5 protein-coding genes are annotated in these 15,778 nt (G+C 65.4%); 2 read left to right on the plus strand and 3 right to left on the minus strand.

Annotated features, from left to right (window positions below):
* Positions 1-62: 62 nt before the first annotated feature.
* The gene (gene ppnP / locus ACZ889_RS12085) at positions 63-347 is read right to left on the minus strand and encodes a pyrimidine/purine nucleoside phosphorylase (RefSeq protein WP_003254278.1); all 285 of its coding nucleotides are present in this window, start codon (positions 345-347) and stop codon (positions 63-65) included.
* A gap of 74 nt (positions 348-421) precedes the next feature.
* Positions 422-973, minus strand: a complete 552-nt coding sequence (locus ACZ889_RS12090; protein ID WP_003254277.1) for a 3'-5' exonuclease — start codon at positions 971-973, stop codon at positions 422-424.
* Between the two features lie 171 nt (positions 974-1,144).
* Here ACZ889_RS12090 and ACZ889_RS12095 point away from each other — a divergent pair, with 171 nt between their 5' ends.
* Entirely contained in the window at positions 1,145-1,945 is an 801-nt protein-coding gene (locus tag ACZ889_RS12095; protein ID WP_012051698.1) for a substrate-binding periplasmic protein, read from the plus strand.
* 40 nt (positions 1,946-1,985) lie between these two features.
* Here the strand turns inward: ACZ889_RS12095 and ACZ889_RS12100 are convergent, their stop codons facing one another.
* Entirely contained in the window at positions 1,986-2,516 is a 531-nt protein-coding gene (locus ACZ889_RS12100; RefSeq protein ID WP_003254275.1) for an RNA polymerase factor sigma-70, read from the minus strand.
* Between the two features lie 308 nt (positions 2,517-2,824).
* Between ACZ889_RS12100 and ACZ889_RS12105 the strand changes: the two genes are divergently transcribed.
* Positions 2,825-15,778 carry a non-ribosomal peptide synthetase gene (locus tag ACZ889_RS12105; protein WP_476257400.1) on the plus strand — a complete coding sequence of 4,318 codons (12,954 nt, stop codon included), beginning with the start codon at positions 2,825-2,827 and terminating at the stop codon, positions 15,776-15,778.

The following is a 15,778-nucleotide window of genomic DNA, read 5'->3' on the forward strand; positions in this document are numbered from 1 at the left end:
AGGTCGGCTCAGCACCCTGTAGGAGCGGGTTTACCCGCGAAGAGGCCGGAACAGGCCGGCGCTTAGTCGCGGTATTCGCACAGGTAAGCGGTATCCACCTTCACCTGCAGCTGGAACTTGCTGTCAGCCGGCACGTTGAACTTGTCACCGGCGTTGAAGGTTTCCCAGTTGTCGCTACCCGGCAGTTTCACGGTCAGCGCGCCCGATACCACATGCATGATCTCACGCTTGGCAGTGCCGAATTCGTATTCGCCCGGAGCCATGACGCCGACAGTGGCCGGGCCTTCTTCGCCCGAGAATGCGATCGACTTGACGGTGCCGTTGAAGTACTCGTTGACCTGGAACATGGGCGACTCCTGAAAAGAGGTGCTGAAAAAGGGCTGGCCAGTATGCCCAAGGCCACAGGCCTCGTCATCTGCTTTCAGGGGCTGTGGGCGGGCAGGGTCAACGGTAATAGCCGCGCCGTGTTGCGCGCATCTTCCAGGGCCCTGTGCTGTTGCCCGCAAAAGTGCATGCCGGCCAGTTGCAGGGCGCCGTTCAGGCCGGTGGGGCGCTGCAGGTGGCGGGCCTTGGCAAAGCGTTGCTTGAGGTTGATGTGCGGCAATGTGCGCAGCAGGCTGTCGAGGCCGTGCTGCTGCCACTCCTGGTGCAATTGCTGGCGGTCGTAGTCGCCCCAGCTGACCCAGGCCTGAAGCTGCCCGCGGTGGTGCCCCAGCCAGCGCTCGAAGCTTGCCCACACCTCGCGAAACGGCGCGGCGTTGTCCACGTCGGCCTGGCTGATGTGGGTCAGCTCACGGCAGAACGGGGTCAGCTGCGGCCGCCGCCGTGGCTTTACAAAACGCTGGAAATGGTCGACCTCGCGGCCTTCGCGGGTCACCAGGCTTGCGCCGATTTCAATGATTTCCATCTCTGTGACCGGCCACCCACCATCGTCGGTGGTGGCTTCCAGGTCGATCACCAACCAATGGCCCATACCAGGCTCCCATGCAGATCCTGCTAGAGCGTAGCCAATGTACGGGCATACGGCATCCTATGGCATTTTGCCGCCTGCTTTGGCACAAAGAGCAGACGCCAGTAGTTGTGCCGCCCCTGGAAAACGCCTAGCTTAAGCGCATACAGGCATAAACCGTGATGAGTGTCCGTCTTGACTCCAGCGCCCGGCCTCAAGGCCTTGTCCACCCTGATGCTGCTGGCCGTGTTCTGGTTGGCGGCACCGGTATGGGCTGGCGAAGCGGTTGAAGTGAAGATTGGCGCAGCCCATTTCCCGCCTTACACAGTGCGCCCCGAGCAAGGTGCCGATACCGGTTTGCTGCCGCAGTTGGTCGATGCACTCAACCGGGCGCAGCAGCACTATCACTTCGTTCTGGTACCTACGTCTATCCAGCGGCGCTTCGGTGACTTCCAGCAAGGCCGCACCGACATGGCCATTTTCGAGAACCCACAATGGGGCTGGGAGCAGATTGCCCATCAGACCGTGGACATGGGCCTGGAAGATGCCGAAGTGTTCGTCGCCCGCAAGGAAAACGGCAGTGATCCGCGTTACTTCGACAACCTGCGCGGCAAACGCCTGGCCTTGTTCAACGGCTACCACTACGCGTTCGCCAGCTTCAACGCTGACCCCGATTACCTGCGCAAGACATACAACGCGACCCTGACCTATTCCCACGACAGCAACCTGCTGATGGTGCAGGCCGGCCGCGCCGATATCGCCCTGGTCACGCGTTCCTACCTCAGCGATTTCCTGGCACGCAACCCGGCGAGCAAGGCGCAGCTGGTGCCTTCGCAACGCATTGACCAGGTCTATCACCACTACGCCTTGCTGCGCCCGGGGGCGCCTATCGGCGAGCAGACGTTCGCTGCACTGCTGCGTGGCCTGCGTGACAGCGGTGAACTGGCGCGGATTTTCGAGCCCTACCGCATCACAGTCAGCACGCGCAGGCCTTGATTCCCGCCCGACGGCCTCGCCAATGTTCTCGAAGAATGACTCAGACCTGCCGGTTGGCGGTCTTGCGGCAATGCACCAGTGCATCGCGGATCATGAAGTTGACCAAAGTCGGCGACACCCCCAGTTCCTTGGCAATGTCCTTTTGCGGTACCCCATGCAGGCGGTACATCTCGAACGCATAGCGGGTACGTTGCGGCAGCTCGTTCAGCGCTTCGGCAATGTCGTCCAGCGCGGCAAGGTTGATATGGGTGGCTTCGGGCGAGGCGTTCTGGATAACCACATTCAGGCCTTCCTCCTCGCTGCCGGAGTACTTCAGCTCCATCGTCTGCTTGCGGTAGTGGTCGATCGCAAGGTTGCGCACGATCTGGAACAGGTAGCTTAGTTGCGCCTTGAACGACGAAGTGATCTGCGGGGCAGCGCCGAGCCGGAAGAAGGCGTCTTGCACCACATCCTCGGCGCGGGAGCGGCAGCCAGTGATGCGGGCAGCAATCTTGACCAGGATGCTGCGGTTGTCGACGAAGGCCTGCAGTAATGGTGAATCGCACTTACTTGTGGATAGTTGTTCCGCCATGGAAATCACCTTGTCACAGAGGGGAAAGGAGGCGCCCAAGGGTGGGTCGCTTCCTACGACGTGCGACAAGCTATTCAGAATGATAATGATTGTCAAATGCGAAACTAAATTATTATTGGGTGTTTCTGTTCTAAGGGGGCATACCTCAAGGTATGCCCCCAACCTTGACGCAGCGCAAAACCCTCACCCCCGCTAATTTCTGCCCCCGTCCATCCGTTCCCCTGTGTACATCCCCGGTCGCCGCTCGCTGCCCGCCCATGTTCGCGGCGTAGCCGGCACGCCCTAACAGACACTGGCAGGAACACCCCATGACGGACGCCTTCGAACTCCCGCTCTCGCTGGTCCAGGCCCTGGCGCAACGCGCCGCGCAGACCCCGGACAGGATTGCCCTGCGCTTTCTCGCCGACACCCCCGGCGAGCAGGCCGTGCTCAGCTACCGGGACCTCGACCAGCGTGCACGCACCATCGCCGCTGCCTTGCAGGCGCGCGCCAGCTTCGGTGACCGTGCCGTGTTGCTGTTCCCTAGCGGGCCAGACTACGTGGCGGCGTTTTTTGGCTGCCTGTATGCGGGCGTGATCGCAGTGCCGGCTTACCCGCCGGAGTCCGCGCGGCAGCATCACCAGGAGCGTTTGCTGTCGATCATCGCCGATGCCGAGCCGCGCCTGCTGCTGACCGTGGCGGCACTGCACGACAACCTGAACGGCCTGGAGGCACTGGCGGCAGATAACGCGCCCGAGCTGCTTGCCGTGGATGGCCTGGACCCGTTGCTGGCCTCGAGCTGGCACGCGCCCGAGCTCCAACGCGATGACATCGCCTTCCTGCAGTACACCTCCGGCTCCACCGCGCTGCCCAAGGGGGTGCAGGTCAGCCATGGCAACCTGGTGGCCAACGAGCAGCTGATCCGCCAAGGCTTTGGCATCGACCTCAACCCCGACGATGTGATCGTCAGCTGGCTACCGCTGTACCATGACATGGGCCTGATCGGCGGCCTGCTGCAGCCGATCTTCAGTGGCGTGCCTTGCGTGCTGATGTCGCCGGGGTACTTCCTGGCCCGGCCGTTGCGCTGGTTGCAGGCCATCAGCGAATACGGTGGCACCATTAGCGGTGGCCCCGACTTCGCTTATCGCCTGTGCAGCGAGCGGGTCAGCGAGGCTTCGCTGGCCGGGCTCGACCTGAGCCGCTGGCGCGTGGCCTATTCCGGTTCCGAGCCGATCCGCCAGGACAGCCTGGCCACCTTTGCCGACAAGTTCCAGGCCTGTGGCTTCGACCCGCAGAGCTTCTTCGCCAGTTATGGTCTGGCCGAAGCCACCCTGTTCGTTAGCGGCAGCCGTCGTGGCCAGGGTATCGCCGCGCTTGAGCTGGATGCCAAAGCCTTCGCCGCCAACCGCGCCGAACCCGGCACTGGCAGCGTGCTGATGAGTTGCGGCTTCCCGCAGCCGGGGCACGCGGTACGCATCGTCGAGCCGCAACAGCTGCAAGTGCTGGGCGACAACCAGGTGGGGGAAATCTGGGCAGGCGGCCCGAGCATCGCCCGGGGCTACTGGCGCAACCCAGAAGCCAGCGCTCGAACCTTCGTCGAAATGGACGGCCAGACCTGGCTGCGTACCGGCGACCTGGGTTTCATGCGTGAGGGCGAGGTGTTCGTTACCGGGCGCCTGAAAGACATGCTGATCGTGCGCGGACAGAACCTGTACCCGCAGGACTTGGAAAAAGCCCTCGAGCGTGAAGTCCAGGTGCTGCGCAAAGGCCGTGTGGCAGTGTTCGCCGTCGAGCACCAAGGCGAGGAGGGCATCGGTGTCGCGGTGGAGATCAGCCGCAACGTGCAAAAGGCACTCAAGCCCCAGGACCTGATCAAGACCCTGCGCCAGGTCATTGCCGACGCCTGCCGACAGGCCCCGGCCGTGGTCCTGCTGCTGAACCCCGGCGCGCTGCCGAAGACCTCCAGCGGCAAGTTGCAGCGCTCTGCCTGCCGCCTGCGCATGGACGATGGCAGCCTGGACTGCTATGCCCGTTTCCCTGAGGTGAGCGAAGCCGGTACCCGTGCAACCGCTGGCGATGACCTGCAAGCACGCATCGCCGCTGTGTGGCGCGACATCCTCAAGGTAGAGGCGGTGGCCGCGCACGACCACTTCCTGCTGCTGGGCGGTAACTCCATCGCCGCCACTCAGGCCACAGCGCGCCTGGCCGATGAGTTGGGTATCGACATGAGCCTGCGTACCCTGTTCGAGGCGCCGGTACTGGCCGACTACAGCAAGGCTGTGGCACAGATCATCGCCGATGGCGCCGCAGGCACCGCAGCGATCACCACGCTGGCGCGCGCCCAGGCATTGCCCCAGTCGCTGGCGCAAAACCGCTTGTGGCTGCTGTGGCAGCTGGAACCGCAATCAGCGGCCTACAACATTCCTGCCGGCTTGCACCTGCGTGGCGAGCTGGATATCAACGCTCTGCAAGTCGCCTTCCAGGCGCTGGTGGCGCGCCACGAGTCGCTGCGTACCGTGTTCAGTGAAGAGCGCGGTCAGGCGCTGCAGCGTATCCTGCCGCAGCAGCCATTCAGCCTGCACCGCCTGGACCTTGAAGGGCACTCGCCCGAGCAGGTTGCCGCGCAGCGTGAAACCGAGGCTCGCCAGCCGTTCGACCTCACCCAGGGGCCGCTGCTGCGGGTAACCCTGGTGCGCCTGGGCGACGAAGAGCATCAGCTGTGGGTGACCCTGCACCACATCGTTGCCGACGGCTGGTCGCTGAACATCCTGCTCGAAGAATTCGCCAAGCTGTATGCCGCTCGCTGCCAAGGCCTGGAGGCCAACCTGGCGCCGCTGCCCCTGGGTTACGCCGACTACGGCAGCTGGCAGCGGCAATGGCTGGTTGACGGTGAAGCCGAACGCCAGTTGCAGTACTGGAAGGCACACCTTGGTGGTGAGCTGCCGGCGCTCGACCTGTGCACTGACCACCCGCGCGCCAGCCAGCGCGAGCACAGCGCTGCGCGCTTCAACCTCAAGGTGCCGGCCAGGCTTGGCGAAGCGCTCAAGGGCCTTGCCCACCAGCAGCAGGCCAGCCTGTTCATGGTCCTGCTGGCAGGTTGGCAGGCGCTGCTGCAGCGCTACAGCGGCCAGGCCGATATCCGCGTCGGCGTGCCCAACGCCAACCGCCCGCGCCTGGAAACCCAAGGCATGGTCGGTTTCTTCATCAATACGCAGGTGCTGCGCGCGCAATTCGATGGCCGTCACTCGTTTACCCAATTGCTGACCCAGGTACGACAGGCCACGTTGCAAGCCCAGGCTAATCAGGACCTACCCTTCGAACAGCTTGTCGAAGCCCTGCCCGATGCGCGCGAGCAGGGCCTGTTCCAGGTCATGTTCAACCACCAGCAACGCGACCTGTCAGCCCTGCGGCGCCTGCCAGGGCTGTTGGCCGAAGAGCTGGCGTGGTACAGCCGCGAAGCCAAGTTCGACTTGCAGTTGCACAGTGAGGAGGACCATCTGGGCCGCCTGAGCCTGGCCTTCGACTACGCCGCGGAGCTGTTCGAAGCCAGCACCGTCGAACGTCTGGCCCATCACCTGCTGGCGCTGCTGGAACAGGTGTGTGCCGCGCCGCAGCAGGCGCTGGGCGACGTGCAACTGCTGGATGAGCCCGGCCGTGCGCAGCTGCTGGGTTGGGGCCAGGCACCGGCCGCCGCAGCGCAGCACCTGTTGGTCGAACAACTCAATGAGCAGGCACGCCTGACGCCGCAGCGCACCGCCCTGGTTTGGGACGGGGGCAGCCTGGATTACGCCGGGCTGCACCAGCAAGCCAACCGCCTGGCCCACTACCTGCGTGACAAAGGCGTCGGCCCCGATACCTGTGTGGCCATTGCCATCGAGCGCTCACCGCAATTGCTGGTTGGCCTGCTAGCCATTCTCAAGGCTGGCGGTGCCTACGTGCCGCTGGATGTCGATTACCCTGCCGAACGCCTGGCCTACATGCTGGCCGACTGCGACGCCCGTTTGCTACTGAGCCACAGCAGCCTGCTGGGCAAGCTGCCACAGGTCGACGGTGTCAGCGCCATTGCCCTCGACCAGTTGCACCTGGACAGCTGGCCCAGCCATGCCCCCGGCCTGCACCTGCACGGCGACAACCTGGCCTACGTTATCTATACCTCCGGCTCCACCGGGCAGCCCAAGGGCGTAGGCAATACCCATGCGGCGTTGGCCGAGCGCCTGCAGTGGATGCAGACGACCTATGCGCTGAATGACAGCGACGTGCTGATGCAGAAGGCGCCGATCAGTTTCGACGTCTCGGTGTGGGAATGCTTCTGGCCGTTGGTCACCGGCTGCAAGCTGGTGCTCGCCGGCCCCGGTGAACACCGCGACCCTCAGCGTATCGCTGCCCTGGTGCAGGCTTATGGGGTGACTACGCTGCACTTTGTACCGCCGCTGTTGCAGGTGTTCGTCCAGGAGCCGCAGGCAGGTGCCTGCAGTAGCTTGCGCCGGGTGTTCTCGGGTGGCGAAGCGTTGTCCGCCGCGCTGCGTGACCGCTTGCTGCAGGTGCTGCCGCAGGTGCAGCTGCACAACCGGTACGGCCCGACCGAAACCGCCATCAACGTCACCCACTGGCACTGCCAGGTGGTGGACGGCGAGCGCTCGCCCATCGGCCGCCCGCTGGGCAATGTGCTGTGCCGCGTGCTGGACGATGAGCTGGAACTGAGCGCCCCCGGTGTGCCGGGCGAGCTGTACCTCGGTGGCGCGGGCCTGGCCCGTGGTTACCTGGGCCGCCCCGGCCTCACTGCCGAGCGCTTCGTACCCCAGGCCGACGGCAATGGTCAGCGTCTGTACCGCAGTGGCGATCGCGCCCGCTGGCAGGTTCAGTTGGAGGCCCTGGAATACCTTGGCCGCCTCGACCAGCAGGTAAAGGTGCGTGGTTTCCGCGTCGAGCCCGAGGAAGTGCAGGCCTGCCTGCTGGCACAGGCGGGTGTGGAACAGGCGCTGGTGCTGATACACAAGGACGCCGTTGGTGCGCAACTGGTCGGCTATTACAGTGGCAGCGCCCAGCCTGCCGAGGTGCTGGCCGTACTGGCTGAGCAATTGCCAGCCTACATGGTGCCGGCGCAACTCATCCCTTTGGCACAGATGCCACTGGGCCCCAGCGGCAAGGTCGACCGCAAGGCACTGCCTGCTCCAGTGTGGCAGCAGCGTGAGCATGTCGAGCCACGAACCGAGCTGCAACAACAGGTCGCGGCCATCTGGCGCGACGTGTTGAATCTGCCGCGCATTGGCCTGCAGGACGACTTCTTCGCCCTCGGTGGCCACTCGCTGCTGGCTACCCAGATCGTTTCGCGCACCCGCCAGGCCTGCGATGTCGAGCTGCCGCTCAAGGCCCTGTTCGAAGCCAGCGAGCTGGGCGCCTTCTGTGCCGAAATCGCCCGCCTGCGCGCGGCCGGCGAGCGCAATCTGCAGGGTGCAATCACCCGTGTCGACCGCCGTCAGGCGGTGCCGCTGTCGTACTCGCAGCAGCGAATGTGGTTCCTCTGGCAGATGGAGCCGGACAGCCCGGCGTACAACGTCGGCGGCATGGCACGCCTGCGTGGCACCCTGCACGTGGACGCCTTCGAGCGTGCGCTGCAGGCGCTGATCGTGCGCCACGAAACCTTGCGCACCACGTTCCCCAGCATCGACGGGGTGCCGTACCAGTGCGTGGCCGAAGACAGCGGCCTGCATCTGGACTGGCAAGACTTCAGCGCTTTGTCAGACGATGCCTGCCAGCAACGTTTGCAACAACTGGCCGACGACCAGGCGCACCAGCCCTTCGACCTGGAGCGGGGGCCGCTGCTGCGCGCCTGCCTGGTCAAGGTCAACGAACGTGAGCACTTCTTCGTGCTGACGCTGCACCACATCGTCACCGAAGGCTGGGCCATGGACATCTTCGCCCGCGAGCTGGGCGAGCTGTACGAAGCCTTTGTCGATGACCGCGAGTCGCCACTGGCGCCGCTGCCAGTGCAGTACCTGGACTACAGCGTGTGGCAACGGCAATGGCTGGAAAGCGGCGAGGGTGCTCGTCAACTGGCCTACTGGAAGCACCGCCTGGGCGACGAGCACCCGGTGCTGGCGTTGCCTGCCGACCGCCCGCGTCCGGCAGTCCAGAGCCACCGTGGCGCGCTGTACCGCTTCGAACTCGATCCGGCACTGGTGGCCCGCGTGCATGCTTTCAATAGCCAGCGCGGCCTGACCCTGTTCATGACCATGACCGCCACCCTGGCCGCCTTGCTGCACCGTTACAGTGGCCAGCGCGACCTGCGTATCGGCGCGCCGGTGGCCAACCGCATCCGCCCGGAGAGCGAAGGCCTGATCGGTGCCTTCCTCAACACCCAGGTGCTGCGTTGCGAGCTGGACGGGCAGATGACCGCCAGTGAACTGCTGGAGCAGCTGCGTCAGGTTGCCATCGAAGGCCAGTCGCACCAGGACCTGCCGTTCGACCAACTGGTAGAGGCCCTGCAGCCACCGCGCAGCAGTGCCTACAACCCGTTGTTCCAGGTGATGTGCAACGTGCAGCGCTGGGCCTTCCAGCAAAGCCGCACGCTGGCCGGCATGCAGGTGGACTACCTGGTCAACGATGCCAGCGCCACCAAGTTCGACCTGTACCTGGAGGTGACCAACCTGGACGGCCGGCTGGGCTGCTGCCTGACCTACAGCCGCGACCTGTTCGACGCGCCGCGTATCGCGCGCATGGCCGAGCATTGGCAACAACTGCTGGTCGGTTTGCTCGACAACCCGCAACACCGCCTGTGCGAACTGCCAATGCTGAGCAGTGCCGAGCAACAAGTGCTTACAGGCCAATTGCAGGGCGAACACGATTTCGACCTTGGCCAGACCCTCCACGGTCTGTTCGCCGCCCAGGCCGCGCGCACGCCACAGGCGGGCGCGTTGACCTTCGCCGGCCAGCACTTGACCTACGCCGAGCTCGACCAGCAGGCCAACCGCCTGGCGCGTGCCCTGCGCGAACGGGGTGTCGGCCCGCAGGTGCGGGTGGGCCTGGCGCTGGAGCGCTCGCTGGAAATGGTCGTCGGCCTGCTGGCCATCCTCAAGGCCGGCGGCGCCTATGTACCACTTGACCCCGAGTACCCGCTCGACCGCCTGCGCTACATGATCGAAGACAGCCGCATCGGCTTGCTGCTCAGCCAGCGTGCGCTGCTGCACACCCTGGGCGAGTTGCCTGAAGGCGTGGCCAGCTGGAGCCTGGAAGACGATGCCGCCAGCCTGGCGGCCTACAGCGATGCGCCGCTGGACAACCTCAGCCTGCCGCAGCACCAGGCTTACCTGATCTACACCTCAGGCTCCACCGGCAAACCCAAGGGCGTGGTGGTCAGCCATGGCGAGTTCGCCATGCACTGCCAGGCGGTGATCGCTGCATTCGGCATGCGCAGCGATGACTGCGAGCTGCATTTCTATTCGATCAATTTCGACGCTGCCAGCGAGCGCCTGTGGGTGCCGCTGTTGTGTGGCGCGCGCGTGGTATTGCGCGCCCAGGGGCAGTGGGGCGCCGAGGACATCTGCCAGTTGGTGCGCGAGCAGCAGGTGAGCATTCTGGGCTTTACCCCCAGCTACGGCAGCCAACTGGCGCAGTACCTGGGCGGGCGGGGCGAACAATTGCCGGTACGCCTGGTGATTACCGGGGGCGAGGCGCTGACCGGCGAGCACCTGCAGCGTATCCGCCAGGCCTTTGCGCCGCAGCAGTGCTTCAATGCCTACGGCCCGACCGAAACCGTGGTTATGCCGCTGGCGTGCCTGGCCCCAGAGGCCTTGCCAGCAGACCTTGGCAGCGTACCGATCGGCCGCGTCATCGGTAGCCGTACGGCCTACATCCTCGACGAGGATCTGGCCTTGTTGCCGCAAGGCGGCATTGGCGAACTGTATGTCGGCGGCGCCGGCCTGGCCCAGGGTTACCACGACCGGCCAGGCCTCACTGCCGAGCGCTTTGTCGCCGACCCGTTCAGTGCCGAAGGCGGGCGCCTGTACCGTACCGGCGACCTGGTACGCCTGGGTACCGATGGCCTGGTGGAGTATGTCGGCCGTGCCGACCAGCAGGTGAAGATCCGCGGCTTCCGCATCGAACTGGGCGAAATCGAGAGCCGCCTGCAAGCGCACGAGGATGTCGACGAGGCCGTCGTGCTGGCGCTGGACTTGCCGGGCGGCAAGCAACTGGTGGGCTATCTGGTGTGCAGGCAGGCCACCGCCGTTAACGACGTGCAACAACTGCTGCGCGAAGCGGTGAAAGCCGATGCCCGCCAGCACCTGCCCGACTACATGGTGCCTGCGCACCTGGTGCTGCTCGATAGCCTGCCGCTGATGGGCAACGGCAAGCTCGACCGCCGTGCGCTGCCGCTGCCGGACCTTGAGCAGGCGCGGCAGCAATACCAGGCCCCTGGCAATGAGGTGGAAGCACAGTTGGCGCAGATCTGGCGCGATGTGCTCAACGTTGGCCGGGTCGGCGTGCAGGACAACTTCTTCGAGCTGGGGGGCGACTCGATCCTGTCGATTCAGGTGGTCAGCCGCGCCCGGCAGGCCGGCTTGCAATTCACCCCACGCGACCTGTTCCAGCATCAGACCATCCAGACCCTGGCAACTGTGGTTCAGCTCAGCGAAGCCGCGAGCACCGTCGAGCAAGGCCTGCGCCAGGGCCAGGCCGGGCTGACGCCGATCCAGCACTGGTTCTTCGACAGTGACCTGCCACAGCCGCAACACTGGAACCAGGCTGTGCTGCTGGAGGTGCGCCAACCCTTGGTTGAGGCCACCCTTGAACAGGCATTGGCTGCGCTGGTGCAGCACCATGACAGCCTGCGCCTGCGCTTCAGCGACGCCCAGGGCCGCTGGCAGGCACAGTACGCGCAGCCTGGCGCCGAGCAACTGCTGTGGAGCGCCACTGTCGCCGATTTCAATGATTGTCAGGCCCTCTACACTGACGTGCAGCGCAGCCTGGACCTGCAACAGGGGCCGCTGCTGCGCGCCTTGCTGGTGCGTGACGGGCAGGGCACCCAGCGGTTGCTGCTGGCGATTCATCACCTGGTGGTTGATGGCGTGTCCTGGCGGGTGCTGCTGGAAGACCTGCAGGCGCTGTACCGTGGCCAGCCTCTGCCGGCCAAGACCCACGCCGTCGGCGACTGGGCGGCGCGCCTGGTCAGCTACGCCGGCAGCGATTCGCTGCGTGACGAACTGGCCTGGTGGCAAGGCCAGCTGGGCGGTGTGCGTCGCGAATTGCCGTGCGACCATCCGCAGGGCGGCAATTTGCATCGCCACGCTCAAACCCTGGCCATCGGCCTGGACGTGGAGCAAACCCGGCAGCTGTTGCAACTGGCCCCGGCGGCTTACCACACCCAGGTCAACGACCTGCTGTTGACTGCACTGGCGCGGGCCTTGTGCCGCTGGAGCGGCGATGAAGAAGTGCTGGTGCAGCTCGAAGGCCATGGCCGTGACGGGTTGTTCGAAGACATGGACCTGACCCGCAGCGTCGGCTGGTTCACCAATGCCTACCCACTGAGCCTGCGTCCGCTGCCAGGTGAAGACGACGCGGCGCGGGCCGGTTCGATCAAGCGCATCAAGGAACAACTGCGCCATGTACCGCACAAGGGCCTGGGCTACGGTGTACTGCGCTACCTGGCGGATGCCGCCGGGCGCGAGCAGATGGCGGCCTTGCCGCAGGCGCGCATCACCTTCAACTACCTGGGCCAGTTCGACCAGCAGTTCGACAGTGCGGCCTTGTTCCAGCCCCTGGAGGCCCCGGCCGGGTTGGCGCATGACCTCGATGCGCCGTTGCCCAACTGGTTGAGCGTCGATGGCCAGGTGTATGGCGGTGCTCTCCAACTGCGCTGGACCTTCAGCGCCGAGCGCTACGACCAGCAGACCATCGCGGGTCTGGCTGAGGCCTATCGTCAGGAGCTGCTGGCGCTGGTCGCGCATTGCCTGGCTGATGGCAATGGCAGCTTCACCCCATCGGACTTCCCGCTGGCGCACCTGACTCAGGAGCAGATCGACGCATTGCCGGTCCCGGCCGCGCAGATCGAGGACGTTTACCCGCTGACGCCGATGCAGGAAGGCATGCTGCTGCACACCCTGCTGGAGCCGGGCACTGGCCTGTACTACATGCAGGACCGCTACCGCATCAACAGCGCCCTCGACCCTGAGCGTTTCGCCCGGGCTTGGCAGGCGGTGGTGGCGCGCCACGAAGCGTTGCGCGCATCGTTCAGCTGGAACAGCGGCGAGGCGATGCTGCAGATCATCCACAAGCCGGGCAACCTGGCGGTGGACTACCAGGACTGGCGCGGCCTGGCCGACGATGCCCAGGAGCAGCGCCTGCAGGCCCTGCACAAGCAGGAGCGCGAGGCCGGCTTTGCTTTGCTCAGCGAGGCACCGTTCCACCTGCGCCTGGTGCGCGTGGCCGATGAACGCTACTGGTTCATGATGAGCAACCACCACATCCTTATCGATGCCTGGTGCCGCTCGCTGTTGATGAACGATTTCTTCGAGGTCTACCAGGCCCTTGGCGAAGGCCGTCAGGCCCAACTGCCGGTGCCGCCGCGTTACCGCGATTACATCGGTTGGCTGCAACGCCAGGGCCTGGACGACGCACGCGCCTGGTGGCAGGCCAACCTGGCTGGCTTCGAACGTGCCACAGCCATCCCTAGCGACCGCCCGCTGCGCCATGACCACGCCGGTAGCGGCATGGTCGTCGGCGATTGTTATACCCGCCTTGAGGTGAATGATGGCGTGCGTCTGCGCGAACTGGCCCAGGCCCATCAGCTCACCGTCAACACTTTCGCCCAGGCGGCCTGGGCCCTGGTGTTGGCGCGTTACAGTGGCGACCGCGACGTGGCCTTTGGGGTAACCGTGGCCGGGCGCCCGGTGAGCATGCCGCAGATGCAGCGCACCGTCGGCCTGTTCATCAACAGCGTGGCCCTGCGCGTGCAGTTGCCCGCGGCGGGTGAGCGCTGCAGTGTGCGCCAGTGGCTGCAGGGCCTGCTGCAAAGCAACATGGAACTGCGCGAGTACGAATACCTGCCGCTGGTGGCGATTCAGGCGTGCAGCGAGCTGCCCAAGGGCCAGCCGCTGTTCGACAGCCTGTTCGTGTTCGAGAATGCGCCGGTTGAAACCGCCGTGCTCGATCACGCCCAGCACCTGAACGCCAGCTCCGACTCGGGCCGTACCCACACCAACTTCCCGCTGACGGCGGTGTGCTACCCGGGTGATGACCTGGGCCTGCACCTGTCGTTCGACCAGCGCTACTTCGACTACCCGACCGTCGAGCGCTTGCTGGCCGAATTCAAGCGCCTGCTGCTGGCGCTGGTACAAGGTTTTGATGGGGAGGTGAGCGAGCTACCGTTGCTGAGCGCCCAGGAGCAAGGCTTCCTGCTGGAGGACTGCAACCGGACCGAGCGGGTTTATCCGCTGGAACAAAGCTATATCGCGCAGTTCGAAGCGCAGGTCGTGGCGCATCCACAGCGTACCGTGGCCCGCTGCCTGGATGCGTCCTATGATTACGCCGGGCTGAACCTGGCGGCCAACCGCCTGGGCCATGCGCTGGTGGCTGCCGGGGTCTGCGTGGACCAGCCAGTGGCACTGCTTGCCGAGCGTGGGTTGCCGCTGCTGGGCATGATTGTCGGCAGCTTCAAGGCCGGCGCCGGCTACCTGCCGCTGGACCCGGGCCTGCCGGCGGCGCGCCTGCAAAGCATCATCCAGCTCAGCCGCACGCCAGTGTTGGTGTGCAGCGCGGCCTGCGCCGAGCAGGGGCGGCAGTTGCTCGGTGAGCTGGAGGCTGCGCTGCGGCCGCAACTGCTGGTCTGGGAAGACGTCCAGGCCAACCCGATCGCAAGCCACAACCCGGGTATCCACAGTGGCCCGGACAACCTCGCCTACGTGATCTACACCTCAGGCTCGACCGGTCTGCCGAAAGGGGTGATGGTCGAGCAGCGCGGCATGCTCAACAACCAGCTGAGCAAGGTGCCTTACCTGGCGCTGAGCGAGCAGGACGTGATTGCCCAGACCGCCTCGCAAAGCTTCGACATCTCGGTCTGGCAGTTCCTGGCTGCGCCGCTGTTCGGCGCCAAGGTTGAGATCGTGCCTAACGCCATCGCCCACGACCCGCAAGGCCTGCTGGCGCACGTGCAGGCCACCGGCATCACCGTGCTGGAGAGCGTGCCGTCCCTGATCCAGGGCATGCTGGCCAGCGACCACCAGGCCCTCGACGGCCTGCGCTGGATGCTGCCGACCGGCGAGGCCATGCCACCGGAGCTGGCGGCGCAGTGGCTGCAGCGCTACCCGCAGATCGGCCTGGTCAATGCCTATGGCCCGGCGGAGTGCTCGGATGACGTGGCGTTCTTCCGCGTCGATGCCGCCTCGACCCAAGGCAGCTACCTGCCAATCGGCACGCCCACCGATAACAACCGGCTGTACCTGTTCGGTGAGGACCAGAAGCTGGTGCCGCTGGGGGCGGTGGGCGAGTTGTGCGTGGCGGGTGCGGGTGTAGGCCGTGGCTACGTCGGTGACCCGGTGCGCACGGCGCTGGCGTTCATTCCTCACCCTTACGGGGCACCGGGAGAGCGCCTGTACCGTACCGGTGACCTGGCGCGGCAACGCCCGGACGGCGTGCTGGAATATGTCGGGCGCATCGACCACCAGGTGAAGATTCGCGGCTATCGCATCGAACTGGGCGAAATCGAGGCCCGGCTGCATGAGCAGGCGGAAATTCGCGATGCCGCTGTGGCGGTGCAGGAGGGCGTGAACGGCAAGCATCTGGTTGGCTACCTGGTGGCGCACCAGGGCGTCAGTGCCGATGCCGCGTTGCTGGAGCAGGTCAAGCAACGGCTGCGTGCCGAGTTGCCGGAGTACATGGTGCCCTTGCACTGGGGCTGGTTCGACAGCTTGCCGCACAACGCCAACGGCAAGCTCGACCGCAAGGCCCTGCCAGCCATCGACATCGGCGTGCAGGATAGCCAGGCCTATCAGGCGCCACGTAACGACCTGGAGGACGTGTTGGCGGGCATCTGGGCCGATGTGCTCAAAGCCGAGCGGGTGGGGGTGCACGACAACTTCTTCGAGCTGGGCGGGCATTCGCTGCTGGCCACGCAGATCGCTTCGCGGGTGCAGAAGCAGCTACAGCTGAACGTGCCGCTGCGGGCGATGTTCGAGTGCAGCACGGTGGAGGCGTTGGCCGAGTATGTACAGGGGCTGCAGGGCAGTGCGCTGGATGATGACAAGGTCGACCGGCTCAGTGACCTGATGGCGGAACTGGAGGGGCTGTGA

The organism is Pseudomonas sp. TE3895, from assembly GCF_056278855.1.

Excerpts from the sequence above, each read along its gene's own strand:
- ppnP (WP_003254278.1), bottom strand. The coding sequence starts at position 347 with ATGTTCCAGGTCAACGAGTACTTCAACGGCACCGTCAAGTCGATCGCA.
- ACZ889_RS12090 (WP_003254277.1), bottom strand. The coding sequence starts at position 973 with ATGGGCCATTGGTTGGTGATCGACCTGGAAGCCACCACCGACGATGGT.
- ACZ889_RS12100 (WP_003254275.1), bottom strand. The coding sequence starts at position 2,516 with ATGGCGGAACAACTATCCACAAGTAAGTGCGATTCACCATTACTGCAG.
- ACZ889_RS12105 (WP_476257400.1), top strand. The coding sequence starts at position 2,825 with ATGACGGACGCCTTCGAACTCCCGCTCTCGCTGGTCCAGGCCCTGGCG.